Below are 23431 nucleotides of genomic sequence, written 5' to 3'. Positions count from 1 at the left end.
GTGGGCCTGGTGCTGGTGCTGCTCGCGGCGCCGCTGTTGCAGGTGCTGCTGGTGAACAGGTCGCCGTGGGGCGGGCCCGATCTGGTGGCGCTGGCCGTGGTGTGGCTGGCGCAGTCCAGGGGGCCGGTCTGGGGCTGCGTGGCCGGGCTGGCCGGCGGGCTGATCGCGGACGTGACGCCGCCCGCCGACGGCACGGTGGGCCGCACGGCGCTGGTGCTGGCCGTGACGGGCCTGCTGGCCGGAGGCCTGCAGGGCAGGCAGCTGCCGGAGGGCCGGTGGCGCGAGGGCAGGCCCTGGCTGGTCGGCGCCGTGGCCGCCGCGCTCGCCGTCCTGCTGCAGGCGGGCGCGGCCGTGGCCCTCGGCGACGAGCCCTGGCAGGCGGTGGTCGCGGCGCTGCCGTGGACGCTGGGCTGGACGGTGGCGCACGGGACGCCGGTGAGCGCCGTGCTGCTGCGCCGCCGGCGCTCCGCCGCGGTCGCCGAGCCGAGGGTGGCGATGCGGCGTGTCTAAGGCCAGGTTGTTCGTCCTGCGGCTGGTCGTCGTGGCGATGGTGGCCACGCTGCTCGGGCGGCTGTGGTTCCTGCAGGTGGTCAGCGGCGCCCAGTACGTGCAGGCGGCGGCGGACGTGCGGATCAGGACCGTGCCGGTGCCGCCCGTCCGAGGCCAGATCCTCGACGTGGCCGGGCGGCCGCTGGTGACGAACCGGACCAGGCCCGTGGTCACCGTGGACGCCGTGGCGCTGGCCCATCAGCCGGACGCAGGGCGGGCGGTGCTGGAGCGCCTGGGCGGGGTGCTGAAGCAGCCGTACCAGCAGATCGCGGAGAAGGTCCGGCTCTGCGGGCCGGAGGTGCCGCAGCCGTGCTGGCAGGGGTCGCCGTACGAGCCGATCCCCGTCGCCGAGGACGTCACGCCGCCGGTGGCGCTGCAGATCAGCGAGCGGCAGCAGGACTTCCCCGGCGTACGCACGGAGCTGCGCCCGGTGCGGGTCTACCCGCTGGGGTCGGCGGCGGCGCACACGCTCGGGTACGTGCAGGGCGCGAAGGGCCGCGACGGGCTCGAAGGCGTGTACGACCGCGAGCTGGCCGGGCGACCCGGCCGGCGCGACGTGGCGGTGGACAACACCGGCCAGGTCACCAGGACGCTCCGCCAGGACCCGCCCGTCCCCGGGAACACGCTCGTGACCAGCATCGACTCCCGCATCCAGAGCCTCACCGAGCAGGCGCTCGGCCGGGCGGTGGCCTCCAGCGGCGCCGAGTCGGGGGCGGCCGTGGTCATGGAGTCCGGGACCGGGCGGCTGGTCGCCCTGGCGGGGCTGCCCGCCTATGACCCGGCCGTGTGGACCGACGGCGTGACGGCCCGCGAGTACAAGCGGCTGCCACTGCTGTCGCAGCCCGTGCAGGGCGAGTGGGCGCCCGGCTCCACCTGGAAGGTGAGCTCGGTGGCGGCGGCCGCGGCCGCCGGGTACGGGCTCGGCGCCTTCTACGACTGTCCGAGCGGCTACATGGTGGGCAACCGGGTGTTCAGGAACTTCGGCAGCGCCGACCTCGGGATCATGACCATGCACGGGGCGCTGGTGGAGTCGTGCGACACGATCTTCTATCGGCTCGCCGACGAGCTGTGGGAGCGCGGCTCGCAGACGATGGAGAAGACCGCCCGCGGGTTCGGCTTCGGAAAGCCGACCGGGGTGGATCTGCCGGGCGAGGCGGCCGGGGCGGTGCCAGACGCCGCGTCGAAGAAGGCGTACTGGCAGGCCACGCGCAAGGAGAGCTGCCGCCGTGCCGTCAAGGGCTACCCGGAGATGGCCGACCGGGGGCGGGCGGCGTACCTGACCGCGATCGCCAAGGAGAACTGCCGCGGGGGCGGCGTGTGGCGGGGCGGCGACGCGGCCAACTTCTCCATCGGGCAGGGCGGCGTGCTGGTGACGCCGCTGCAGCTGGCCCGCGCGTACGCGGCCATCGCCAACGGCGGGACGCTGCACAGCCCGCGCGTCGGGCAGAAGATCGTCCGGCCCGACGGGACCACCGTCAGGGCGATCACCCCGCCGGTGGCGGGGAAGCTGCCCGCCTCGGCCGAGACGCTGCGGTTCATCCGGAACGCGCTGAGCCAGGTGCCGAGGAAGGGCACGGCCGAGGGCGCGTTCAAGGGGTTCCCGTTCGGCAAGGTCGCGGTGGCCGGGAAGACGGGGACGGCGGAGTCGTTCGGGCGGCGGGACACCTCCTGGTTCGCCTCGTTCGCCCCGGATCCGGCCTACACCGTGGTCGTCGTGCTGTCGGAGGGCGGCCGGGGCGCGGAGGGCGCGGCGCCGGCGGCCCGGGACATCTGGGAGGGCATCATCGAGCTGACAGAGGAGCGGACGGTCAGGCCCGAGAGCGGTAGCACACGCGACCATCCCACACAGGAGCGGCGGTGATCGCGGTCACCGGGAGGCGGCGGGTCGTGTGGGCGCCCACGCTGGCCTCGCCCGACTGGACGCTGACGCTGCTCGCGCTGGCCCTGTCCGTGACGGGGCTGCTGCTGGTGTGGTCGGCCACGCGCCTGGGGGGCGACTACGCTCTGCTCGTCCGTCAGGCGGTGGCCGTCGGCATCGGGCTGGTCCTGATGTGGTTCGTGTCGCGGTGCGACCTGCGGGTGCTGCGGGCGTACGTGCCTGTGGCGTACGTGCTGGCGCTGATCTCGCTGGCCGCGGTGCTGAGCCCGCTGGGGGTGCGGGTGAACGGGGCGCACTCGTGGATCGTGCTGGCGCCCGGGGTGCAGTTCCAGCCGTCGGAGTTCGCCAAGGTGGCGCTCGCGCTGGCGTTCGCGGTGCCGCTGGGCGAGCTGCGCGACGGGCAGCGGCGGCCGGGGTTCGGCGGGGTGGTGCTGGCGCTGATGCTGGCGGCGGTGCCGATCGGGCTGATCGCGCTGCAGCCGGATCTCGGGACGATGCTGGTGTTCGCGGCCATGGTGACGGGGGCGCTGCTGGTGTCCGGCGCGCCCAAGCGGTGGCTGCTGGTGCTCGTCGTGGGCGCGGCGGGCGCGGCCGTGGCGGCGTGGAAGCTCGGGCTGGTGCGGCCGTACCAGCTGGAGCGGCTGCTCGTGCTGGCCAACCCGGCGGCCGACCCGGGCGGCGTCGGGTACAACGCCGCTCAGGCCCGCATCGCGATAGGCTCCGGCGGCCTCACGGGCAAGGGCCTGTTCAACGGCGAGCAGACGGCCGGGCATTTCGTGCCGGAGCAGCACACGGACTTCATCTTCACCGTCGCGGGCGAGGAGCTCGGCTTCGCCGGGGCCGCGGCCATCGTGCTGGCCATGGGGGCGCTGCTGTGGCGCGGGCTGTCGATCGCGCGGCACAGCGCATCCCCGTACGGGACCGTGCTGGCCGGGGGCCTGGTGTCGTGGATGGCGTTCCAGACGTTCCTGAACGTGGGCATGACGGTGGGGCTCATGCCGATCGTGGGCGTGCCGCTGCCGTTCGTCTCGTACGGCGGCTCGGCCACGGTCGCCGGCCTGCTCGCGATCGGGCTCCTCCAGGCCGTGCACCGGACCAAGGCCATGCAGCCGTAGCAGCGGTCAGTGCGGCGGGCGGAGGGCCGCGAGCTGCTGCTCGAACGGCACGACCTCGTCCTCCTCCCGCGCCGTCCGGGCCTGGGGCGCGCGGCGCAGGAGCAGGTCGGCCAGCTCCTCGGCGGCGCGTTCGATGCGCTCGCCGAGCCCGTCGGTGAAGGGATCCTGCGCGCCGCCCCAGTCCTCCGTCGCCGCGTAGACGGCGGTCGGGACGACGACGGCCCGCAGGTACGCGAACAACGGCCGCAGCGCGTGCTCCAGCGCCAGCGAGTGGCGGGCGGTCCCGCCGGTGGCCGCGACCAGCACGGGCTTGCCCGCCAGCGCGGTGTTGTCGAGCACGTCGAAGAACGACTTGAACAGCCCGCTGTAGGAGCCGCTGAAGATCGGCGTGACCACGATGAGCCCGTCGGCCTCCGTGACCGCCTCGATCACCTCGCGCAGCCTGCCGTTCGGGAAACCGGTCACGAAGACGTTCGCGATGTCCACGGCCAGCTCACGCAGCTCGATCACCCGAGGCTTCCCGGCCTCGGACAGCCGCCGCCCCACCGCCTCGGCGAGGCGGTCGGCGAGCAGGCGGGTCGAGGACGGCTGAGTCAGTCCCGCCGTGATGACGACGAGCTTCATGGGTTCTCCTTCCAGCCAGGTCAGGCGTCCACCGGCTCGGTGGCGGCTGAGGCGGTCTTCGCGGCGAGCAGGGAGGCGTGCGTGGGCGCGTCCGGCACCTCGGCCGGCCGCCCCTTGGCGAACTCGGCGCGCAGCACCGGCACGACCTCCTCACCCAGGAGGTCGATCTGCTCCAGCACCGTCTTCAGCGGCAGCCCCGCGTGGTCCATGAGGAACAGCTGGCGCTGGTAGTCGCCGAAGTAGTCCCTGAACTGCAGGGTCCGGTCGATGACCTGCTGCGGGCTGCCGACCGTGAGCGGGGTCTCGGCCATGAACTCCTCCAGTGACGGCCCGTGGCCGTACACGGGGGCGACGTCGAAGTACGGACGGAACTCGCGGACGGCGTCCTGGGAGTTCTTCCGCATGAACACCTGGCCGCCCAGGCCCACGATGGCCTGCTCGGGGGTGCCGTGGCCGTAGTGCGCGTACCGCTGACGGTAGAGGCCGATCAGCCGCTGGAAGTGCTCCTTCGGCCAGAAGATGTTGTTGGCGAAGAAGCCGTCACCGTAGTAGGCGGCCTGCTCGGCGATCTCGGGGCTGCGGATCGAGCCGTGCCAGACGAACGGCGGCACCCCGTCGAGCGGGCGCGGCGTGCTCGTGAAGCCCTGCAGCGGCGTGCGGAAGCGGCCCTCCCAGTCCACCACGTCCTCGCGCCACAGCCGGTGCAGCAGCGCGTAGTTCTCGATGGCGAGCGGGATGCCCTGCCTGATGTCCTGGCCGAACCACGGATAGACGGGCCCGGTGTTGCCCCGGCCCATCATGAGGTCCACCCGTCCGTCCGCCAGGTGCTGCAACATGGCGAAGTCCTCGGCGATCTTCACCGGGTCGTTGGTGGTGATCAGCGTGGTGGCGGTGGAGAGGATGAGGCGCTCGGTCCTGGCCGCGATGTAGCCGAGCATCGTCGTGGGCGACGACGGCACGAAGGGCGGGTTGTGGTGCTCACCGGTCGCGAACACGTCGAGCCCGGCCTCCTCGGCCTTGAGCGCGATCGTCACCATCGCCTTGATCCGCTCGTGCTCGGTCGGCGTCCTGCCGGTCGTGGGATCCGTGGTCACGTCGCCCACGCTGAAGATTCCGAACTGCACTTTAGTCACCATCCATGACTGTTGAATCTTTGACGGCTACGGTAGCGCTGAGCCCTTTCCGGATATTCCATCATCCGGTATGAGGGGTTCGCGCGCGATCAGCCCTGCCGTTGCGCGGCGCTGTAGACCCGGAGCGCGGCCTGCGGGCCGGCGGGTCACAGGGAGTTGATGTCGGAAGGACCCAGGATCCGCTTCGGGGCGCCGCGCTCGGCGACCGTGATCATGGCCTGCCCGATCCGCTCCGTCGTGGTCACCGCTCCCGGGAACAGCATCCGCAGGAGCGGATAGAGGGGCCGCGCCACGACGTACGCCACCCGGTAGATCCGGGTACGGGACCTGACGCCGTGCATGGGCTGGATGTAGCCGGGCCGGAACATGTACGCCTCCAGCGGCAGCGCCAGCAGCGCGTTCTCGGTCTCCCCCTTCACCCTGGCCCACATCGCCCGCCCGTGCGCGTCGGTCCCGACGCCCGACACGTACGTGAACGTCGAGCCCGGGTTGAGCCTGGCCAGAGTGTTCGCCACGGACATCGTCACGTCATAGGTGACGTGACGGTAGTCCTTCTCGCTCATCCCGGCCGACGAGACGCCCAGGCAGAAGAAGCACGCGTCGAACCCGCTCAGCCGATCCTCGATCGGCGCCAGGTCGAGCAGGTCGCCGTGGACGATCTCGCGCAGCTTCCCGTGAGAGATCCCCGTCGGGGCGCGCCCGACCGTCAGCACGGCCGACACCCGGGGGTCCAGCAGGCACTCGCGGAGCACGCCCCGCCCGACCATGCCGGTCGCCCCGAAAATGATCACTTTCATGGCGGGCTCGCCCCGATCGTCTCGACGATGCCGTCAGGGAGAGGATAGGCCCGCTCTCCGGGCGGCAGCCCGCCCCAACGGTGACCGCCCTGGCGCCCGCCGCGCCCGCCGTCCTCCTCGGAGGCCGGCTCGCAGCACGGCGCGGCGAGCGCCAGGGCGGTGGCTCCGCCCGACGCCGGATCCCGCTCCGATGAACCTGGAGCAGGCCCGGGTCAGCGCTTGACGGCGACCACGTTGTACGGGGTGTCCGGCGTCGGCGTGGTCGTGAAGCGGGCGTTGGGCAGGTAGAGGCGGCTGCCGTAGGCGGCGACCGTCGTCGGGACGTCGAAGCGCGGATCGGTCAGGCGCTTGGCGATCTTCCCGGAGGCGCCGTCGCCGGCCAGGGAGATGACGGCGACCGTGTTGGCCCGGTTGAGCACGGCGTACAGGGTGCGCCCGGACAGCAGCAGGCCGTCGCCGTTGGTGAGCAGCTCGCCGCCCAGGTCGACCTCGGTGGTGACGCCGCTGGACGGGTCGACCTCGAACAGTTTGCCGGTGTTCGACTGGACGATCAGCAGCGACTTGCGGTCGGGGCTGGGTGCGATGCCGTTGGCGTTGTTGCCGGTCGTGTACTGGATGGCGCCGCTGAGCGGGATCTTGACGGCCTCGTCGGGCAGGGATCCGCCGCGGCCGAGGTCGAGCTTGTACAGGACGGGGTTGCGGGAGTCGGTGAAGTAGGCGGCCCGCCCGGTGAGGATGACGTCGTTGACGAACGCCGGGTCGGTGGTCAGCTTGTACGACTTGACGACCTCGCCGGTACGCAGGTCGATCACCCGGGCGTCGCCGCCCGTGCCACCGGCCACGAACAGCCGGCCGCGCCCGTCGGTCTTGAGCCCGAGCGACGGTGACCCCGGGCCCTTGCTGATGACCGATCCCTTCCCGGTACGCAGGTCGGCCCGGTAGATGTCGCCGGTCGCGCGGGAGCCGAAGTAGGCGTACGGCCCGGGCCCGATCGCGATGCCCTCCGGCTGGAAGCCGTTGGGCAGCGCGAAGACATCGGGCTTCGACGTGGCCTGCGCGGGCACGGTGACGGACACCAGGCCGAGCGCGGACACGATTAAGGCACTGAGTGCGGTCTTCAGGATCGCGGGTCTCATGCGGCCCACGATGCCGGTGCGCGCCGCCCCCGGCAAAGTGCTACTGCACGCTTCACAGGGAGTTTGCAGAAACGATCTGCGACGATGCCGGGCCACATCGGCGTCAGGAGATTGCTCCCGGCTCCACGACCACGCCACGCCGAGGGATCCCGCAAGGTAGGTTGGGCACCAACCACACAAACGGGGTTCGGTCATGTCAAATGGTGCCCGTCATGCTTTGGGAGTGGTCGCAGGGCTGCTCCTCCCGCCCATGGTCGCCGCCGGCCTGTGGTTCGGCGTCGGCGACCTCACCGACAAAGCCCAGGCGGCGTTCCAGATCTCCTGGCCCGCATGGGGCGCACTCGTCGCCGCCGCAGTCGTCTTCGCCTTCCTGGCCGGCTCGCGCCTGTCCCCCGCGGCCTCTCTCCTCGGCGGTCTGTCGTTCACCGGCGTCGGCGCCATCCCGCTGGCGGAGACGATCGGCGGTGTGCGGCTGATGCCGGACGGCATCCTGCCCGCCTCCCTCCAGAACGGCTACCTCACCCTGGGATTGTCGGGACTCCAGCTGGCCCTCGGCGTGGCGCTGCTGGTCGTCTCGACGTTCCCGTCGCGCTGGCGGTCCAGCGCCGAGCCGGCGGTCCACTCCCCCGCGTACGCCCCCGCGCCGTCGCCGTACTACCAGTCGGACGCCGGTCCCGAGGACGCCACACGGCCGATGTTCCGCGATTGAGCACCGCGTGGCCTGGCAGAATGCCGCCATGCGCGACTTGAAGATCGTCGACTTCCTGACCGAGCTGGCCGACCGGGTGCCCGCGCCCGGCGGCGGCGCGACGGCGGCCCTGCACGCGGCGCAGGCCGCCGCGCTGCTCGGCATGGTCGCCCGCTACACGACCGGCGAGAAGTACGCCGACCACGCCGAGACCGTGGTCGCCGTGATCGCCGAGACCGACACGCTGAGGGCCCGGTCGCTGCGGCTGGCCGAGGAGGACGCGGCGGCGTTCACAGCGGTCACCGACGCCTACCGACTGCCCAAGGGCGAGGAGCGCGGCGCCGCGATCGCCAGGGCGCTGGCCGGCGCGGCCGAGCCGCCCGCCCGCGTCATCGAGGCCGCCGCCCGCGTGATCGAGCTGTGCGAGCTGCTGCTGCCGATCGCCAACCGCAACGTCGTCACCGACGTGGCCGCCGCGGCCGAGGCCGCCCGCGCCGCCCTGACCACCGCCAGGGTGAACGTCGAGGTCAACCTGGGCGGCATCAAGGACGAGCGGGTACGCGAGGAGCTGAACATCCGCACCTCCGGCGTGGACGCGGCCGTCGCCAGGGCAGACTGGGTGACCGCCGAGGTACGCGAGGAGATCAACCGGTGAAGACCCTGACCGGGAAAGACCTGGCCGCCGCCATCCGCGCCCAGACCCAGGCCGAGGCCGCCTCGGGCCCGCAGCCACGCCTGGCCGTGGTGGTGGCCACCGACGACGAGGCGAGCCTGTGGTACGTCCGGTCGATCGCCAAGGCGGCGGCCGGTGTCGGCATCGCCTGCGACGTGGTCGACCTGGGGCCGCGGGCCCGCCCCGAGGAGATCGCCGAGACCCTCGTCCGGCTCGGCGGCGACCCCGGCGTGCACGGCGTCATGCTCCAGACCCCGCTCCCCGAGGGCGCCTCGGCGCAGGAGCTGGCCGCGGCCATCGATCCGCGCAAAGACGTCGACGGCGCCAACCCGCTCTCGCTCGGCCGGCTGGCCGCCGGGTTGCCGGCGTTCCCGCCTGCCACGGCCGCGGCCGTCATGGCCCTGCTCGACCACTACGAGGTGGAGCTCCAAGGCCGGCGGGCCGTGGTGGTCGGCCGCTCGACCGTGGTCGGCAAGCCCCTCGCCCACCTGCTGCTCGACCGGCACGCCACGGTCACCGTCTGCCACTCGCGCACCCGCGACCTGGCCTCGGTCACCTCCACCGCCGAGGTGCTGGTCGCGGCCGCCGGCCGGGCGGGACTGATCGGGGCCGATCATGTCGCGCCGGGCGCGGTCGTGATCGACGTGGGCACCAACCCGACCGACGACGGCGGGCTGACCGGCGACGTCGACTTCGACGCGGTCGCGGGCGTGGCCGGGGCGCTGACCCCAGTGCCCGGGGGCGTCGGCCCGGTCACGACCGCGCTGCTGCTGCGCCACACCGCCAGAGCGGCCAACCTGCCGTGACGCGACCGTCGTGACGCGGTGGGTCTGCCCGGAGTGCGACCGGGAGTTCGCCCGTGAGCGGCAGTGGCACGTGTGCGTGCCGGGCTGCACGGTGGACGAGACGTTCGCCGCCCACCCGCCGGTCTACCGGGAGATCTACGACCGGCTGACCGCGCACCTCGGGCCGATCCACGAGGACGCGGTGCGGGTCGGGGTGTTCCTCAAGAGCGAGCGGAAGTTCGCCGAGATCCGCCCGAAGGCCCGCAGTCTTTCCCTGGCCCTGGCGCCGCCCCGGCGTGTCGGGCACCCGCTGATCTCCAGGGCGCTGCCCGCGCCGGGCGGGCGCGTGTGGCATTTCTTCAAGCTCACCCGCGTCGAAGACGTGGACGAGCAGATCATCGAGTGGATGGCGGAGGCCTGTGATGGGTGACGTGCTGATCGTGCAGAACAGCCGGAGCGGCGGCCCGAGCCGCGTGGGCGGCTGGCTGGCCGAGGCCGGGCACGAGCTGGACGTCGTGCTCGCCCACGAGGGCGCTCCCCTGCCCGACCGGCTCGGCCACGACGCGATGATCATGCTGGGCGGCGGCTACCTGCCGAGCGACGATGCGCGGGCGCCGTGGCTGGCGGACGCCCGGCGGCTGGTGGGCCAGGCGCTGGCGGAGGGCGTGCCGCTGTTCGGCATCTGCCTCGGCGGACAGATGATCGCCGAGGTCGCGGGCGGTGAGGTCACGGGCGACGCGGGCGCGCCGGAGAACGGCAGCGTCCCGCTCACGATCAGGCCGGAGGCCGCCGGCGACCCGCTCTTCCACGGCCTGCCGCCGGTGGTGCCCGCCGTGGAGCACCACAAGGACGCGATCACCGGGCTGCCCGCGGGCGCCGTCTGGCTGGCGGAGACCGCGGCGTGCCCGTACCAGGCGTTCCGGGTGGGCGAGCGGGCATGGGGCGTGCAGTTCCATCCCGAGGTGCTGCCCGCGCGCGTCCGCGAGTGGCGCGCCGACGGGTTCGACCCCGAGGCGGTCCATGCCAGGGCGGTGGCCGACGAGCCGGTGTCCACGCCGATCTGGCGCGAGGTCACGATGCGCTTCGCCGCGGTCGTCGCCGAGCACGCCTCGCTCAGGAGCCACGCGGCCGTCGCCGGGCGCGCCTCGGGCGGGAGCGACGCGGTCAGTGGGCGTACGAGTCCCAGCCCAGCTTGACCGCCACCGCCAGCCCGCACGCCGCCGCCAGATACCGCAGGCTGTGGCCCGGCATGCGGCGCGCGATCTTCGGACCGACCCACCCGCCGAGCAGGAACCCGGCCGCGAGCGGCAGCGCGGCGCCCCAGTCGACCGGCCCGAAGATCGCGAACCCGAGTGCCGCCACGGCGTTCGCCAGCCCGGTCATGACGTTCTTCATCGCGTTCAGCTTGGCCGCGGAGTGGTCGAGCAGGGCCGCCAGCACGGCGAAGACGAGGATGCCGCCGGCCGCGCCGAAATACCCCACGTAGATCGTCACGGCGAACAACGCCACCCGGCCCAGCACACCGTGCTCGCCGCGCACCCGCCCGGACGGCGGCCGGACCAGCAGCAGCGACGCCATCGCGATCAGCCAGGGCGCGATCAGCTCGAACGTCCTGGCCGGGGTCACCAGCAGCAGGAACGCGCCCGTCGCGCCGCCGAGCGCGGCCACCGGGCCGAGGGTGAGCACCCGGCCGCCCTCGCCGGTCAGCTCGGGCCGCGATCCGGCGGCCGCGCCGATGCCGGTGAAGACGAGGGCGACGGTGTTGGTGACGTTCGCGGTCAGCGGGGGCAGGCCGAAGGCGAGCAGGGCCGGATAGGAGACGATCGAGGCGAGGCTCACGACCGTGCTCACCACACCGGCCACGGCGCCGACTCCGAGCAGGCCCAGCGCTTCTCCGACGATCACCCCGACATGCTATGGGGTTGTCCGTTTTGTCCCCGAGGTCGGGTGTCAGGAACGGCCGGATTCCGCCGGCCGCCCGCCCGCGGGGCCCCGCCGCCCGCGTGCCGCCCAGGCGACGGCCAGGACGGCCGCCCCCGCCCCGGCCGCGGCCCAGCGGCGCTGGCGGGTGACGCGGCGCTCGACCTCCGCGTACGGGATCGTCGTGAACGACACGAGCTCGTACCGGGAGACGTAGCCGGGCAGCACGCGCTCCAGGGCGTGCTCGACCCGCTTGCCCGCCAGGAACATCCTGGAGCCGACCTTGTCGCGCATCTCCACGAAGTTGTCCAGGGCCAGCCTGGCGATCACGTCGGTGTCCGCCTTGCGCCGCTCGAACAGCTCCAGCGCCCGCGGGAAGTCGTCCCCCGCCTCGTCCAGGCAGCGGTCCAGCTCCACGCAGTCCTCGAACCCGCAGTTCGCGCCCTGCCCGTAGAAGGGCACGATGGCGTGCGCGGCGTCGCCGACCAGCCCGACCGTCATGGCGTCCGTGGTGACGTGCCAGGGCGAGCAGTGCATCGTGACCAGGTGCCCGACCGGGTTGCCCTGGTACGCCTCCACCAGACCGGGCATCAGCTTGACCGCGTCCGGGTAGTGATCGGCGAAGTACGCCCTGATCTTCCACGGGCTGTCCAGCGCGGCGATGCTCTCGTGCGGCCAGAACAGCGTGCAGGTGAACGAGCGGTCCGGGTTCGGCAGCGCGATCATCATCGACCGGCCGCGCGGCCAGATGTGCAGCGCGCCGGGATCCATCGCGAACTCTCCGTCGCGCGCCGGGATCGTCAGCTCCTTGTAGCCGTAGTCCAGGTAGTCCTGGCTGAAGCTCACGCCCGGCAGCTGCTGCAGCCGCGCCCGGACCGCGCTGTACGCCCCGTCCGCGCCGATCACCACGCGCACCCCGTCCACCGTGCGCGTCCCGAACTCGAGCCTCCCGCGGCGCTCGTCCAGCTCCGTGAGCCGGTGGCCGAAGCGCACCTCCACGTTCGGCAGCGCGGAGGCCGCGTCGAGGAGGTGCCTGTTGAGGTCGGCGCGGCCGATGGAGTTGATCGCGTGGGTCCGGTCGGCGCTGTAGGGCTGGAAGGTGAGGGCGCCGTCGGGGGCGTGCATCATCCTGCCCGCCATGGGGAGCGCCGCGGCCAGCACCTTGCCGTCGAGCCCGAGGTGGCGCAGGGCGTCGATGCCGCGTTCGGAGATGGCCAGGTTGATGGAGCGGCCGCGGTCGGGGCCCCGGACGCGGGGGTCGTGGCGGCGCTCGTAGAGCGTGACGTGGTGGTCGCGGCGGGCCAGGAAGCAGGCGAGCAGGCAGCCGACGAGTCCGCCGCCGACGATCGAGACCTCCATTCTCCCTTGTTACGGCGGCGCGGCGGCCGTGTCCAGGTGCCCCGCTACGCCAGGGCGGCGGCGATGGCCTCGGCCGTGGCCTGCCAGATGGGGGTGCCCGGGGTGATGACGTCGAAGTGGTCGCCCGGCATTTCCAGATATTTCACGTCATCCCCGGCCTCCTGCGCTGCCCGCGCGTAGCGGCGGCCGAAGTCCACCAGGTCCAGGTCGTCGTCCGTGCCCTGGACGACGAGCTGGCGAACCCCAAGGGGGAGCCTCAGGAGAGGCGACGCGGCGGCGTACAGGCGGACGGCCGCGTCATCCGCCTGCGGCGAGCGGCCGCCGGTGGCTCGCGCGCCACCGCCCACCCGCTCGCCGAGCGCCGCGCCACCGGACAGCCGCTCACGGAATCCGGCGCCCCCGGGCACCCGCTCGCCGAGCGCCGCGCCGCGGGGTACCCGCTCGCCGAGTGCGGCGGCGACCGCGCCGGAGCTGAGCCACCGCCGGTCGGCCTCGACGAGGTCGAGCACGCCGGCCAGCGAGACCGCCAGCGCCGCCCGCGCCCCGTCGGCCACCGCCCGGAGCGCGAGCTGGGCGCCCGCGGAGTGCCCGGCCACCGCCACGTTGCCGAAGTCGCCGAGCGCGGCCAGCCCCGCGGCCACATCAGCGCGGGTCGCCTCCCATCCGTGCAGGTCGGGGCGCCGGTATTCGAGGTTCCACACCGCGAGCCCGCGCGCCACGAGGTCCTCGCGGAGCGCCTCCATGAGGTCGGCCGCCCAGATCGACCGCCAGTAACCGCCGTGGATCAGCGCCACGACCGGCGCGGACTCCGCCGGCGTGACCAGCTCGCCCCACTGGTCCGGATGCGGTCCGTACGGGATGCGCCGCCGGTCGGGCCGCCGCATCCGGTGCACCGCGTGCCGGATCCCCCACGTGATCCCGCTCAGCCCGCGCCCGTGCAGATGCGTCGCCCCTTCCCCCGCCTCGACCCCGTCGACCCGCTCCACGTCCACCCACACCACGGCCCCGGCGGCCCGCCCGATCAATTCCCGCACCGCGCCCGAACGCCCGGGGATCACCACCGCCCCGTCGCGGAGCAGGGAGGCGACGTGGGCGGCGTCCCGCGCGTGCACGACCGTCCCGCTCACCCCCAGCGCAGCGAACTCCCGCCCGGCGATCTCCTCGATCAGCCCGGCGTCGGCGACGACTTCGGGACCTACCACGACCAGCACCTCGTCCATGACATCCGACGCTACCGAACACCTCCCCGCCGACCCCGGCATCTTTCGCCTGACCCGCCCCTTCGCGTCACCTCGCCACGAGTGCTCTTCCGCACGGACCTCCCCGTCGACCCTCGCGTCTTCGGGCGATCGATCCTGCTCCGCTCCTTTCGCGCTGCTTCGTCACCTCTCCGCACTTTCGGCGGAGGCCTTCTCCGGGGAGATCATCGAAGGCGCCGAACACGAGGCAGGGGTCGCCTTTGGTGGCCCGGCTGCGGTCGGGCCGGCGCTGCTTGCGGCGGACGGTCGCCGCGGCACGATGAGCGGCGGCGCGCGGCGCTCACCGTGCCGACGGTCACGGGCCGGCCGACCTGAGACGAGGCGGCACACGTGGAGAACGGGGCCGGTTGATGGCATACCTTGGGCCGGGTGCAGGTTCAGCGGCTTCATCCGTGGCCCTCCGGCGTCGCCGAGGCGGAGGCCATCCAAGACCGGCTCCGCGGACGCGTGGAGCTGACCGGGCCCACCACGTTCGCGCTGGTGGCGGGCCTGGACGTGCACTACCACGGCGACGACGAACTGACGGCCGCGGTGGTCGTCCTGGACGCGGACACGCTCGACGTGGTGGAGCAGGTTGCGGCGCCGGGGAAGGCGGCGTTCCCGTACGTGCCGGGGCTGTTCGCCTTCCGCGAGCTGCCCGCACTGGTGGCGGCGCTGGAGCGCCTCGCCGTGACGCCCGACCTGCTGGTGTGCGACGGCTACGGGCTCGCGCACCCGCGCGGGTTCGGGCTCGCGTGCCATCTCGGCGTGCTGACGGACCTGCCGGCGCTGGGTGTGGGCAAGACGCCGTTCGTCGGCGCCCACGAGCCGCCCGGACCGGAACGGGGGGCGTGGACGCCGATCGTGCACGAGGGCGCCGTCGTCGGCCGGGCGCTACGCACGCAGCCCGAGGTCAAGCCCGTGTACGTCTCCCAGGGCCACCGCATCGCCCTGGACACCGCCACGGACCAGGTCCTCCGCCTCGCCCCCCGCTACCGCCTCCCCGAGCCCGTCCGCCGGGCCGACCACCTGGCCAGGCACCCGATCTGACCCAGGCGAGCCGAACGGGATGGCCTGGCTCGCGCCAGGAGGGCCGCCGGCCGCGCCATGGCCGCCGGCGGGCTCAGCGGCGCCACGACCACACGAGCAGCCACACGCTGAGCCCGAAGAGCCCCATCCCGAGCGGCACGTGCGCGGCCACCGCCCCGGAGCCGCCAAGCATCGATTGGACGAACCCGAGCAGGAGCACCGCCAGGCCGGCCAGGGCGGGCCAGCCCGCCCCGCGCCCGGGCCGCCACATCAGCACGGCCGTCCCGACCAGCGCCAGCCCCAGCACGTGCACGGCCGTCGCGCCCATGCCGTGCGGGCCCGCCCCTCCCCCGCTCATCAGCAGCCCGGCGGTCACGGCCTGAGCGAGCACCGCCAGCGCGTTGAGCGCGGCGACGACCTTGAACGCGGTCACGTACCCGCTTGATTCGGCGACCTGGGTTACCACTGATCTCTCCTTCGGCCTCGTGACGAGACCTCCAGGATCTTGCCGCCGCGCGCTGCGGTCATCCGCCCCCCGTCGTCATCGCCGCTACACCGCAGGGCGTACGGCGGACCGCGGGAAGCCGCCGCCATCCCGCCGATCGGTCAGCGGGGCTCGGCGGGAAGGTGCGTGCCGGAGGCGGCCAGCGGCGGCAGAATGGCCTGGGCGTCGGCGCCGCCGAACCACAGGCCGATCACGAACGCCGCCGTCGCCTCCAGCTGCCGTGCCCGGCCCAGCCCGCCGCCGTCCACCGGCGTGCAACCGAGGTCGGCGACCAGTGCGCGCACGGCCTCCAGCGCCGCGGGGTCGTCGCCGCACAGCGGCACGGCGAGCGGCCGCCCGTCGAACACGGGCGGCGTCATCCGCCACACGTCCACGTGGCACAGGTTGAACGCCTTGACGACGTGCCCGCCGGTGAGCTCGGCGATCCGCTGGGCGAGCGGGCGCGCGGCGTCGTACCCGGCGGGGTCGGCGGCGTTGGTGACGTCGATCACGGGCTTGCCGCGCAGCGCCGTGCCACAGGCCCGCAGCACGTCGCCGAGCCCGGCCTCCCGCACGCCGACCATCACGACGTCCCCGAACCCGGCCGCCTCCGCCCAGCTCCCCGCCAGGACCGGCGCACCCGCTGCCGCGGCCATCTTCCCGGCCTCGGCGGAGCTCCTGCCGAGGTCCCTCCCGCTGATCATCACCTCGTGCCCGGCCCTGGCCCACTGCGTGCCCAGCGCGTCCGCCATCCCTCCGGCGCCCAGGATCCCGATGCGCATGTACGTCCTCCTCCTTGTAAGGGGCTTTACTGATGAGAGGACTGTAGAAATCCCGACGCACACCATTCGGTGCCTAACGGAGGCCCTCGTTGTTCCTCGCCGACTGCCAGGCCAGGCTCGCCTTCGATCTGATCGGCAACACCTGGAACGCCGTCGTCATCTGGTCCCTGCGCCACGGCCCCCGGCGTCCCGGCCGGCTGCAGGAGGAGATCGGCGGCATCAGCGCCAAGGTCCTCACCGAGACGCTGCGGCGCCTGGAGTTCAACGGCCTGGTGACGCGCCACGCCTACGCCGAGGCGCCGCCCCGCGTCGAGTACGAGCTCACCGACCTGGGACGCACGCTGCTCGGCCCCATCGGGGCCTTCGGCGAATGGGCCTTCGCCCACGCCGACGAGGTCATGGCGGCCCAGGACCGCTGGGACCCCACGGGCTGAAGAACATTACAGAACACTCATGTTACTGATTCATTACTCTGGGTAGCAGATCAACGACTGTTCGTAGCGTTACCCAGGAGGTTCCATGCTTCTCAGCCCCCGCCGGATCGCCACTGCCGCGATCATCGCCGGTGGCATGACCCTGTTCGCCGCACCCGCCTCCCACGCCATCGTGGACCCCATCGGCCTGGGCACGTGCCTGGCCGGCTCCGCGACCGACCTCACGACGATCATCGACCCGACCGCTCCCGGCATCCCGGCCGAACTGCCCGCCGTCGCCTGCCTCCACCCCTGACCCGCCCGGCCGGAGCGCCGGCCTGAGCCGGCCCTTCCCCATCCGGCCACGGGCGCGGGCGGCGCGACCGAGCGCGTCGCGCCGCCTGGCCCCGGCCCGTTCCCATCCCCCTTCCGCCGACAGGCGCACAGAGCAGCAAGGAGATTCGTTGAAGGCCCGAGTCCTGACCGCCGTCGCCACCCTGGCGCTGGCGTCCGCCACCCTGCCACCCCTCGTCCTCGACCAACTCGGCTCGAACGGCCCTCCACTCGTCGACGTCCAGACCTTCGTCCAGCACATCAACGTCCTCACCTCGTAGTGGGGCCCGCGCAACTGGCCGTGGCCCGCATGCCGGCCGGGCCACGGTCGCCGCTCACCCGCGTCGGCTACGTCATGTTCCTCAGCCGGTGGTTCCAGGTGCCGCTCTACCTGGGCCTGATCGTCGCCCAGATCGTCTACACCTGGCGGTTCATGGTCGAGCTCGCCCACCTGGTGCACCTCGGCTTCGCCGGCTCGCCCCCGGAGACCACCATCATGCTGATCGTCCTCGGCCTCGTGGACGTGGTGATGATCTCCAACCTCCTCATCATGGTGATCGTCGGCGGCTACGAGACGTTCGTCTCGCGGCTGCGCATCGAGGGACATCCCGACCAGCCGCAGTGGCTCTCGCACGTCAACGCCAACGTGCTCAAGGTCAAACTGGCCATGGCGATCATCGGCATCTCCTCCATCCACCTCCTCCAGATCTTCATCAACGCGGCCAGACCGGCCATCACCGACAGGGAGCTCCTATGGAAAACACTGATCCACCTGACCTTCGTCGTCTCGGCGCTGGCGCTGGCGCTGATCGATCGGATCATGGCGGGAGGCCGGCCGCTCCAGGGCAGCAACCAGGGCGAACATCCGGCGGATCGGCCGCAGGAGCCGCGGGTTGCCGCCTAGCCCGGCACGTCCCGTACGGAGGATGGACGTGGTGAACCGGCTGAAAGGCGCCGCGGCGGCCGTCCTCGCCGGCGTGCTCTTCCCCGGCGCCGCCGCCCACGCCGACGATGAGGCCCGCGGCTCCGGCCCGGCCCCCCTCATCGGCGACGTGACCGTGTTCAACGACGAGATCGTCGAGCCCGTGTCGCTGCCGGTGACCACTTGCGGCGGCGTGCTGCAGGTGTTCAGCGAGGCGCCCGCCGGCTGCCCGGGCGCCTCGCGCGTGTCGGACGACGACGCTTGAGCTCGCGCGTGCCCGCCCGCGGGGGTGGGCGGGCACGGCGGGCCGACGACCCTGCTTCCGTCGGCCGGGTGCCGTCGAGATCGGTGGCCACATGCACGGGAGAGTCGTGAAATGTAAGGTACGCGCGTGTCCTCCACCCCTCGCCCGGACGACCGCGTCGCGTCGGCGTTCCGGTTCGCCGCCGAGCTGGTCGCCTGGGTCGCGACCCCCTGGGCGCTCGCCCCGCACTCCGTGCCGCTGGCCGTGCTGTCGGTCGTGGTGCTGATCGGGCTGCCGACGGTGTTCTCCACGCCGGGCGACAAGCGCAACGTGATCGTCGCCGTGCCGGGGCACGTGACGATCGCGCTCGTCCTCCTCCAGCTGGTGGCCGCGGTGGCGGCGGCGTGGGTGGCCTGGCACGCGTTCGCGGCCGCGCTGGTGTCGGTGCTGGCCGTGGTCACGGTGGTGCTGGAACTGCCGCGCTGGCGGTGGCTCGTCTCGCGGTGACGGACCTCACATCCGCATCTCGGACGGGAGCCGGGCGGCGGCGTTCATGAGCTCCATGCCCAGCAGGCGCCCGGAGTCCCCGTAGTCGAGGACGACGTCCTCCGCCACGACCTGCCGCACGGCCTCGCCCGGGATCACTTCGCGCTTCATCGCGATGTAGGCGATGTCGAGCTCTTTGTCCCAGGTGACGTACACCGTCTGCGCCCGCGGCCCCAGCGGTGTGTCGTCCCAGCTCAGCAGCCCTTCCTTGGCTTCGTGGGAGCCCGCCACCGCGGCCCGTACCATCGCCAGCGCCAGCTCGATCGCACCCAGCGAGTCGAGCCCCGTGACCTTCCTCTCGTGTTCCCACCCGTCGAGTCCGTCGATCCGGTAGGGGCACGACCACTCCCCGGTCGGCTCCTCGTACGGCATGCCGACCGTGACGACCACGTCACGCGGCGGATCGCTGCGCAGCGCCAGTACCCGATGGGCGATCTCGTACATGTCTGCTGCTCTACCCCGGAGGCCACTCCGGGAAGACTGGCGAACGGGAACGGCAGGTCTCCTGTTCAGCCGACCGGCTGGTCCCCTATCGTCGGGACTGTGATGAACGAGTCGTTCGGGAGGCGCCTGCGAGCCAGGCTCGACGCATGCGGACCGCTGTGTGTGGGGATCGATCCGAGCCCCGCGCTGCTCCACGCCTGGGGGCTGGACGATTCGCCCTCCGGCCTCGAGCGCTTCAGCCGCACGGTCGTCGAGACGGTGGCCGACGTCGCGGCCGTGGTCAAGCCGCAGTCGGCGTTCTTCGAGCGGTGGGGCAGCCGCGGCGTCGCCGTGCTGGAACGCGCCATCGCTGACCTGCGCGAGGCGGGCACGCTGGTGCTGCTCGACGTCAAGCGCGGCGACATCGGCAGCACGATGGCCGCCTATGCCGAGGCCTACTTCGACCCGGGCAGCCCGCTGGCCGTGGACGCCGTGACGCTGAGCCCGTACCTCGGCTTCGGGTCGCTGGAGGGCGCGATCGCCTCGGCGGTGGCCAACGACGCGGGCGTGTTCGTGCTGGCCCGCACCTCCAACCCGGAGGCGGCCGGGCTGCAGCAGCTCGTGGCCGACCAGGTGCTGGCCGGGGCGGCCGCGGCGAACGCCGGCCACACGCCGTTCGGGCCGGTCGGGGTGGTCATGGGCGCCACGCTCCCGAAGGCGGAGCACTCGCTGACCGACCTCAACGGGCCGATCCTCGCCCCGGGGCTGGGCGCGCAGGGCGCCACTCCCGCCGACGTGGCGCGGCTCTTCTCGTCGGTACGCCACGCCGTCCTGCCCTCGGTCTCCCGGGCCGTGCTCGCCGACCCCAAGCGGCTGCGCAGCCGCACGCTCCACTACCGGGACGAGTGCGTCGCCCACCTGATGCCCGAGACGGCCGCCCGCAGGTGAGCGGCCGGCCCGGACCCCGCGCGCGGGCGGGGAGGTGACGCCGGTGCGTTTCGAGACAGGCATCGCCATCGACGCGTCCGAGGACGAGGTGTGGCGGACCATGACGGACGTGACGCGCTGGCCGGACTTCATGCCGACCATGACGAGCGTGCGGCGGCTGGACGACGGGCCGTTCGGCGCGGGCAGCAAGGTGCGGATCAAGCAGCCCGGGATCCCCGCGCTCAACTGGGTGGTGACCGAGCTGCACCCGGGCTCCGCGTTCACCTGGGAGACCACCACGGCCGGCGTGACGATCGCGGCCGGCCACACGCTCGTGCCGCGGGACGGCGGCGGCGTCTCGGTCGTGCTCTCCATCACGCAGACCGGCCTGCTGGCGCCGGTGTTCGTGCTGCTGACCGGCGCCCGCACCCGCCGCTACGTACGGATCGAGGCCGAGAGCCTCAAGCGCCGCTGCGAGCGGGCGCGGCCTTGACGGCGGACGGCCTCAGGAGCCGGTGGGAGCGGGCGTGACCAGCGTGCGGTTGACGGCGGCGAGCACGGCGTGGACGGAGGCCGTCAGGACGGAGGTGTCCTGGGCCGCGCCCCAGCAGGTCGTGCCGCCGACGCGGGCCTCGACGTAGGCGATGGCCCGGCTGCCCTGACCGGGCCCGAGGGCGTGCTCGGCGTAGTGCAGGATGTCGACGTCGATCCCGTCGGCGGCCAAGGCGGCGGTCAGCGCGGACAGCGGGCCGTTTCCGGTGCCGCGCAGGCGGCGGCCGGACGTCAGGGTGCCGGAGAACTCGTGCGTGCCCGGCCCGGTCTGCGCCGTCGTCCACTCGGCCAGCGCGCTGGTCTCGCCCGGCGCCAGGTAGGTGGCGTGGAAGAGCTCCCACAGCTCCTCTGCCGTGATCTCCCCGCCGCTGCCGTCCACGGCCCGCTGCACGACCGCCGAGAAGTCGATCTGCAGGCGGCGGGGCAGCTCCAGGCCGTAGCGGGTGCGCAGCAGGTACGCGATGCCGCCCTTGCCCGACTGGCTGTTGACCCGGATGACCGCCTGGTAGTCGCGGCCCACGTCGGCGGGGTCGATCGGCAGGTACGGCACGTCCCAGGGCGCCTCCTCCGGCGGGAGGCCCAGATCGGCGGCCCGCTTGGCGTGGTGGGCCAGGCCCTTGCCGATGGCGTCCTGGTGGGTACCGGAGAAGGCGGTGTAGACGAGGTCGCCCGCGTACGGATGGCGGTCGGGGACGGGCAGGCGGTTGCAGTGCTCGACCGTGCGCCGGATCTCGTCGATGTCGGAGAAGTCGATCATCGGGTCGACGCCCTGGGAGTGCAGGTTGAGCGCGAGCGTCACCAGATCGACGTTGCCGGTGCGCTCGCCGTTGCCGAACAGGCAGCCCTCCACCCGCTGCGCCCCGGCCAGCACGGCGAGCTCGGCGCAGGCCACGCCGGTGCCGCGGTCGTTGTGCGGGTGAACGGAGAGGATCACCGAGTCCCTGCGGTCGAGGTGGCGGTGCATGTACTCGATCTGGTCGGCGTACACGTTGGGGGTGGAGATCTCGACCGTCGCCGGCAGATTGTGGATCACCGGCCGGTCCGGCGAGGCGTCCCACAGCGCCGTCAGGTCGTTGCACACCTGGAGCACGTAGTCCGGCTCGGTGAGGTTGAACACCTCGGGCGAGAACTCGAACCGGACGTCCTCCATTCCGTCGGCGAGCCGGGCCACGTGCCCGGCCGCGTCCATGATGAGCTCGCGCAGCTCTCCTCTGTCGTGGCCGAGCACCACCTCGCGCCAGGTGGGCGCGGTGGGGGTGTAGAGGTGCACGACCGCGCGGGACATGCCCTCGATCGAGGCGAAGGTGCGCTCGATCAGGTCGTCCCTGGCCGCCGTGAAGACCACCACGGTCACGTCGTCAGGCACCGCGCCCGGTGTGGCCAGGTGCCGGACGAAGTCGAAGTCCAGCTGACTGGACGACGGATAGCCGACCTCGATCTCCTTGAACCCCATGCGGACCAGCAGCTCGAACATCGTCCGCTTGCGTGCCGGGTCCATCGGCTCGGCGAGGGCCTGGTTGCCGTCGCGAAGGTCGACCGGCACCCAGAGTGGGGCGCGCGTGATGGTCGCGGCCGGCCAGGAACGGCCGGTGACCGGCACCTCGACCCGCTCGTGGGCGGGGCGGTAGCGGTGGCAGGGCATGGCACTGGGACGTTGCCGGTTCCACTCGTACATGGCGCTACACTAACTACAACACAGGTCCTCAGACAACCTGAGAGGTTTCGGATGCCCCTCGGCGCCCTCCGTCCCAGCCCGCTCGTCGAACAGGCCACCGAGCACCTGCGCGAGCAGATCACGAACGGTGAGTGGCCGGTCGGCACCCGGCTGCCCGGCGAGAACGCCCTGGCCAAGACCTTGGGGGTGGGGCGCTCGACGGTGCGGGAGGCGCTGCGGGCGCTGGCCGGGGCGGGGCTGGTGCAGGCGCGTCAGGGGGCCGGGGTGTTCGTGATCGCCACGGAGCCGGCTGAGGACTGGCCCGCCCGGCTGCGCCGGGCCGCGATCACGGACGTGTACGAGGTCCGGATGATGGTCGAGACGCAGGCCGCCCGGCTGGCGGCGGAGCGGCGCACCGAGGAGGACCTGGCGGCGATGGAGGCCGCGCTGGAGGCCCGCTCCGGAGCGGCCGCGGGGGACGACGCCGCCTTCGTCGACGCCGACATCGCCCTGCACGCCGCCGTCGTGGCGGCGGCGGGAAACCCGGTGCTGACAGACCTGTTCGCCGAGTTCGCACCGGTGCTGCGGGAGCGGCTGATCGACCTGGTGGAGCTGCTGGGGCTGAGGGAACGGGACCGCAATCCCGGGCACGACTCGCATGCCGCGCTGGTCGCGGCGGTGCGGCGGGGGGACGGGGAGTCCGCCGAGCGCATCCTGCGGGAGGAGTTGGAGCAGACCCTCGCCCACCTGCACACCGACCGGCCCGGGCGACCGTAGGGGGTTCAGCCGGTGGGGCCGGCGTCAGGGCGGGTGACGTCCTCGTCCTCCCTGTCCGTGTCCTCCTTTTCCTCGGGCGTTTCCTGTTGCTCCAGCGGCTCGGCGGGAACGGGGCGGCGGGTCTTCCGCGTCTCGGCGCCCGACCGCTCCGCGACGATGTCGCTCTCCCCGTTCACTCTCCCGACCGCCTCGGGCAGTTCGTCGGGTTTCTCGCTCATCTTCACCCCCTGCCCCGCCGACACCCGCCGAACCGGCTTGCCGGCGTCCGTTGGATGACCGCCCCGGGCCTTCCCCCCACGGCCCGTGTCATCCTCGCCGCCCCCGACGACCGGGTCCTGCCGGCTCCGCTGGACGGACGGAGAAAACTGACCGAGGAATTCTTCGCGGGGATGTAGAGACCCCGGATGCGGCTCCGACCCAGTCACGAGAACGACGACAGACGACATGAG

The 23431-nt window shown here is 72.9% G+C and carries 30 protein-coding genes; 18 read left to right on the top strand and 12 right to left on the bottom strand.

What is annotated here, in order from left to right:
• The 3 genes from ID574_RS07585 to rodA are packed head-to-tail and all read left to right on the top strand — an operon-like array spanning window position 1 to window position 3543.
• Window positions 1-510 carry a hypothetical protein gene (locus ID574_RS07585; RefSeq protein WP_188187967.1) on the top strand — a complete coding sequence of 170 codons (510 nt, stop codon included), beginning with the start codon at window positions 1-3 and terminating at the stop codon, window positions 508-510.
• The gene (gene mrdA / locus ID574_RS07580) at window positions 503-2410 is read left to right on the top strand and encodes a penicillin-binding protein 2 (protein ID WP_188187966.1); all 1908 of its coding nucleotides are present in this window, start codon (window positions 503-505) and stop codon (window positions 2408-2410) included. The genes ID574_RS07585 and mrdA overlap by 8 nt, the downstream gene beginning before the upstream one ends.
• Window positions 2407-3543, top strand: a complete 1137-nt coding sequence (rodA, locus tag ID574_RS07575; RefSeq protein WP_188187965.1) for a rod shape-determining protein RodA — start codon at window positions 2407-2409, stop codon at window positions 3541-3543. Before mrdA ends, rodA begins: the two co-directional genes overlap by 4 nt.
• 6 nt (window positions 3544-3549) lie before the next feature.
• Here the strand turns inward: rodA and ID574_RS07570 are convergent, their stop codons facing one another.
• The 4 genes from ID574_RS07570 to ID574_RS07555 form a co-directional block, all read right to left on the bottom strand.
• Window positions 3550-4167: an FMN reductase gene (locus ID574_RS07570; RefSeq protein WP_188187964.1), complete on the bottom strand. Its 618-nt coding sequence runs from the start codon at window positions 4165-4167 to the stop codon at window positions 3550-3552.
• A gap of 20 nt (window positions 4168-4187) precedes the next feature.
• Complete coding sequence (locus tag ID574_RS07565) at window positions 4188-5291, bottom strand: LLM class flavin-dependent oxidoreductase (protein WP_188187963.1); 1104 nt, start codon at window positions 5289-5291, stop codon at window positions 4188-4190.
• A 155-nt stretch (window positions 5292-5446) separates the two neighbouring features.
• On the bottom strand, window positions 5447-6097 hold the full coding sequence (locus ID574_RS07560) for an NAD-dependent epimerase/dehydratase family protein (protein WP_188187962.1): 651 nt from the start codon (window positions 6095-6097) through the stop codon (window positions 5447-5449).
• 212 nt (window positions 6098-6309) lie between these two features.
• Window positions 6310-7233, bottom strand: a complete 924-nt coding sequence (locus ID574_RS07555; RefSeq protein WP_188187961.1) for an NHL repeat-containing protein — start codon at window positions 7231-7233, stop codon at window positions 6310-6312.
• Between the two features lie 223 nt (window positions 7234-7456).
• Between ID574_RS07555 and ID574_RS07550 the strand changes: the two genes are divergently transcribed.
• Genes ID574_RS07550 through ID574_RS07530 form a run of 5 tightly spaced genes read left to right on the top strand, consistent with a single transcriptional unit; the run spans window position 7457 to window position 10575 of the window.
• On the top strand, window positions 7457-7942 hold the full coding sequence (locus ID574_RS07550; RefSeq protein WP_188187960.1) for a hypothetical protein: 486 nt from the start codon (window positions 7457-7459) through the stop codon (window positions 7940-7942).
• 28 nt (window positions 7943-7970) lie between these two features.
• The gene (locus ID574_RS07545) at window positions 7971-8576 is read left to right on the top strand and encodes a cyclodeaminase/cyclohydrolase family protein (RefSeq protein WP_188187959.1); all 606 of its coding nucleotides are present in this window, start codon (window positions 7971-7973) and stop codon (window positions 8574-8576) included.
• Complete coding sequence (locus ID574_RS07540; protein ID WP_188187958.1) at window positions 8573-9400, top strand: bifunctional 5,10-methylenetetrahydrofolate dehydrogenase/5,10-methenyltetrahydrofolate cyclohydrolase; 828 nt, start codon at window positions 8573-8575, stop codon at window positions 9398-9400. The genes ID574_RS07545 and ID574_RS07540 overlap by 4 nt, the downstream gene beginning before the upstream one ends.
• A 10-nt stretch (window positions 9401-9410) precedes the next feature.
• The gene (locus ID574_RS07535; protein ID WP_188187957.1) at window positions 9411-9809 is read left to right on the top strand and encodes a DUF5655 domain-containing protein; all 399 of its coding nucleotides are present in this window, start codon (window positions 9411-9413) and stop codon (window positions 9807-9809) included.
• A complete protein-coding gene (locus ID574_RS07530; RefSeq protein WP_223166455.1) occupies window positions 9802-10575 on the top strand; it encodes a type 1 glutamine amidotransferase in 774 nt (257 codons plus the stop codon). Before ID574_RS07535 ends, ID574_RS07530 begins: the two co-directional genes overlap by 8 nt.
• On the opposite strand, the gene ID574_RS07525 is transcribed toward ID574_RS07530, so the two are convergent.
• The 3 genes from ID574_RS07525 to ID574_RS07515 are packed head-to-tail and all read right to left on the bottom strand — an operon-like array spanning window position 10544 to window position 13878.
• The gene (locus tag ID574_RS07525; protein WP_188187956.1) at window positions 10544-11284 is read right to left on the bottom strand and encodes a sulfite exporter TauE/SafE family protein; all 741 of its coding nucleotides are present in this window, start codon (window positions 11282-11284) and stop codon (window positions 10544-10546) included. The two genes, ID574_RS07530 and ID574_RS07525, sit on opposite strands and share 32 nt — an antisense overlap.
• A gap of 45 nt (window positions 11285-11329) precedes the next feature.
• On the bottom strand, window positions 11330-12658 hold the full coding sequence (locus ID574_RS07520) for an FAD-dependent oxidoreductase (protein ID WP_188187955.1): 1329 nt from the start codon (window positions 12656-12658) through the stop codon (window positions 11330-11332).
• A 44-nt stretch (window positions 12659-12702) separates the two neighbouring features.
• On the bottom strand, window positions 12703-13878 hold the full coding sequence (locus tag ID574_RS07515) for an alpha/beta hydrolase (RefSeq protein WP_188187954.1): 1176 nt from the start codon (window positions 13876-13878) through the stop codon (window positions 12703-12705).
• Between the two features lie 408 nt (window positions 13879-14286).
• On the opposite strand from ID574_RS07515, the gene ID574_RS07510 reads away from it, so the two are divergent.
• A complete protein-coding gene (locus ID574_RS07510) occupies window positions 14287-14946 on the top strand; it encodes an endonuclease V (protein ID WP_188187953.1) in 660 nt (219 codons plus the stop codon).
• A gap of 73 nt (window positions 14947-15019) precedes the next feature.
• Here ID574_RS07510 and ID574_RS07505 read toward each other — a convergent pair whose 3' ends face one another.
• Complete coding sequence (locus tag ID574_RS07505; protein WP_188187952.1) at window positions 15020-15391, bottom strand: hypothetical protein; 372 nt, start codon at window positions 15389-15391, stop codon at window positions 15020-15022.
• 140 nt (window positions 15392-15531) lie between these two features.
• Window positions 15532-16191 carry an NADPH-dependent F420 reductase gene (locus ID574_RS07500; protein WP_188187951.1) on the bottom strand — a complete coding sequence of 220 codons (660 nt, stop codon included), beginning with the start codon at window positions 16189-16191 and terminating at the stop codon, window positions 15532-15534.
• Window positions 16192-16280: 89 nt separating this feature from the next.
• Between ID574_RS07500 and ID574_RS07495 the strand changes: the two genes are divergently transcribed.
• The 6 genes from ID574_RS07495 (at window position 16281) to ID574_RS07470 (ending at window position 18610) form a co-directional block, all read left to right on the top strand.
• Window positions 16281-16625 carry a winged helix-turn-helix transcriptional regulator gene (locus ID574_RS07495; protein WP_188187950.1) on the top strand — a complete coding sequence of 115 codons (345 nt, stop codon included), beginning with the start codon at window positions 16281-16283 and terminating at the stop codon, window positions 16623-16625.
• A gap of 85 nt (window positions 16626-16710) precedes the next feature.
• Window positions 16711-16920, top strand: a complete 210-nt coding sequence (locus ID574_RS07490; RefSeq protein ID WP_188188384.1) for a hypothetical protein — start codon at window positions 16711-16713, stop codon at window positions 16918-16920.
• Window positions 16921-17068: 148 nt separating this feature from the next.
• Window positions 17069-17218, top strand: coding sequence for a hypothetical protein (locus ID574_RS07485; RefSeq protein WP_188187949.1), 150 nt, complete (start codon window positions 17069-17071; stop codon window positions 17216-17218).
• The gene (locus tag ID574_RS07480) at window positions 17218-17841 is read left to right on the top strand and encodes a TIGR00645 family protein (protein ID WP_223166454.1); all 624 of its coding nucleotides are present in this window, start codon (window positions 17218-17220) and stop codon (window positions 17839-17841) included. Before ID574_RS07485 ends, ID574_RS07480 begins: the two co-directional genes overlap by 1 nt.
• 31 nt (window positions 17842-17872) lie before the next feature.
• Window positions 17873-18124 carry a hypothetical protein gene (locus tag ID574_RS07475; protein ID WP_188187948.1) on the top strand — a complete coding sequence of 84 codons (252 nt, stop codon included), beginning with the start codon at window positions 17873-17875 and terminating at the stop codon, window positions 18122-18124.
• Window positions 18125-18250: 126 nt separating this feature from the next.
• Window positions 18251-18610 (top strand): hypothetical protein, encoded by a 360-nt coding sequence (locus ID574_RS07470; RefSeq protein WP_188187947.1) that lies wholly within the window; start codon window positions 18251-18253, stop codon window positions 18608-18610.
• Between the two features lie 6 nt (window positions 18611-18616).
• Here ID574_RS07470 and ID574_RS59565 read toward each other — a convergent pair whose 3' ends face one another.
• Window positions 18617-19093, bottom strand: a complete 477-nt coding sequence (locus ID574_RS59565; protein ID WP_223166453.1) for a DUF2283 domain-containing protein — start codon at window positions 19091-19093, stop codon at window positions 18617-18619.
• Window positions 19094-19195: 102 nt separating this feature from the next.
• Here ID574_RS59565 and pyrF point away from each other — a divergent pair, with 102 nt between their 5' ends.
• Together pyrF and ID574_RS07455 are read left to right on the top strand one after the other, a co-directional pair.
• On the top strand, window positions 19196-20020 hold the full coding sequence (gene pyrF, locus ID574_RS07460; RefSeq protein WP_188188350.1) for an orotidine-5'-phosphate decarboxylase: 825 nt from the start codon (window positions 19196-19198) through the stop codon (window positions 20018-20020).
• 43 nt (window positions 20021-20063) lie between these two features.
• Window positions 20064-20492, top strand: coding sequence for an SRPBCC family protein (locus ID574_RS07455; protein ID WP_188187946.1), 429 nt, complete (start codon window positions 20064-20066; stop codon window positions 20490-20492).
• Between the two features lie 12 nt (window positions 20493-20504).
• Here the strand turns inward: ID574_RS07455 and leuA are convergent, their stop codons facing one another.
• Entirely contained in the window at window positions 20505-22226 is a 1722-nt protein-coding gene (gene leuA, locus ID574_RS07450) for a 2-isopropylmalate synthase (RefSeq protein WP_223166452.1), read from the bottom strand.
• Between the two features lie 51 nt (window positions 22227-22277).
• Here leuA and ID574_RS07445 point away from each other — a divergent pair, with 51 nt between their 5' ends.
• Complete coding sequence (locus ID574_RS07445; RefSeq protein ID WP_188187945.1) at window positions 22278-22982, top strand: FadR/GntR family transcriptional regulator; 705 nt, start codon at window positions 22278-22280, stop codon at window positions 22980-22982.
• A gap of 5 nt (window positions 22983-22987) precedes the next feature.
• Here the strand turns inward: ID574_RS07445 and ID574_RS07440 are convergent, their stop codons facing one another.
• On the bottom strand, window positions 22988-23200 hold the full coding sequence (locus tag ID574_RS07440; protein WP_188187944.1) for a hypothetical protein: 213 nt from the start codon (window positions 23198-23200) through the stop codon (window positions 22988-22990).
• Window positions 23201-23431 lie beyond the last annotated feature (231 nt).

Origin of the sequence: Nonomuraea sp. SYSU D8015 (assembly GCF_008065375.1) — a bacterium.
Classification (GTDB): Bacteria; Actinomycetota; Actinomycetes; order Streptosporangiales; family Streptosporangiaceae; genus Nonomuraea.
Note: the sequence above shows the minus strand (reverse complement) of the source record. Positions and strands in the feature narration are given on the sequence as shown.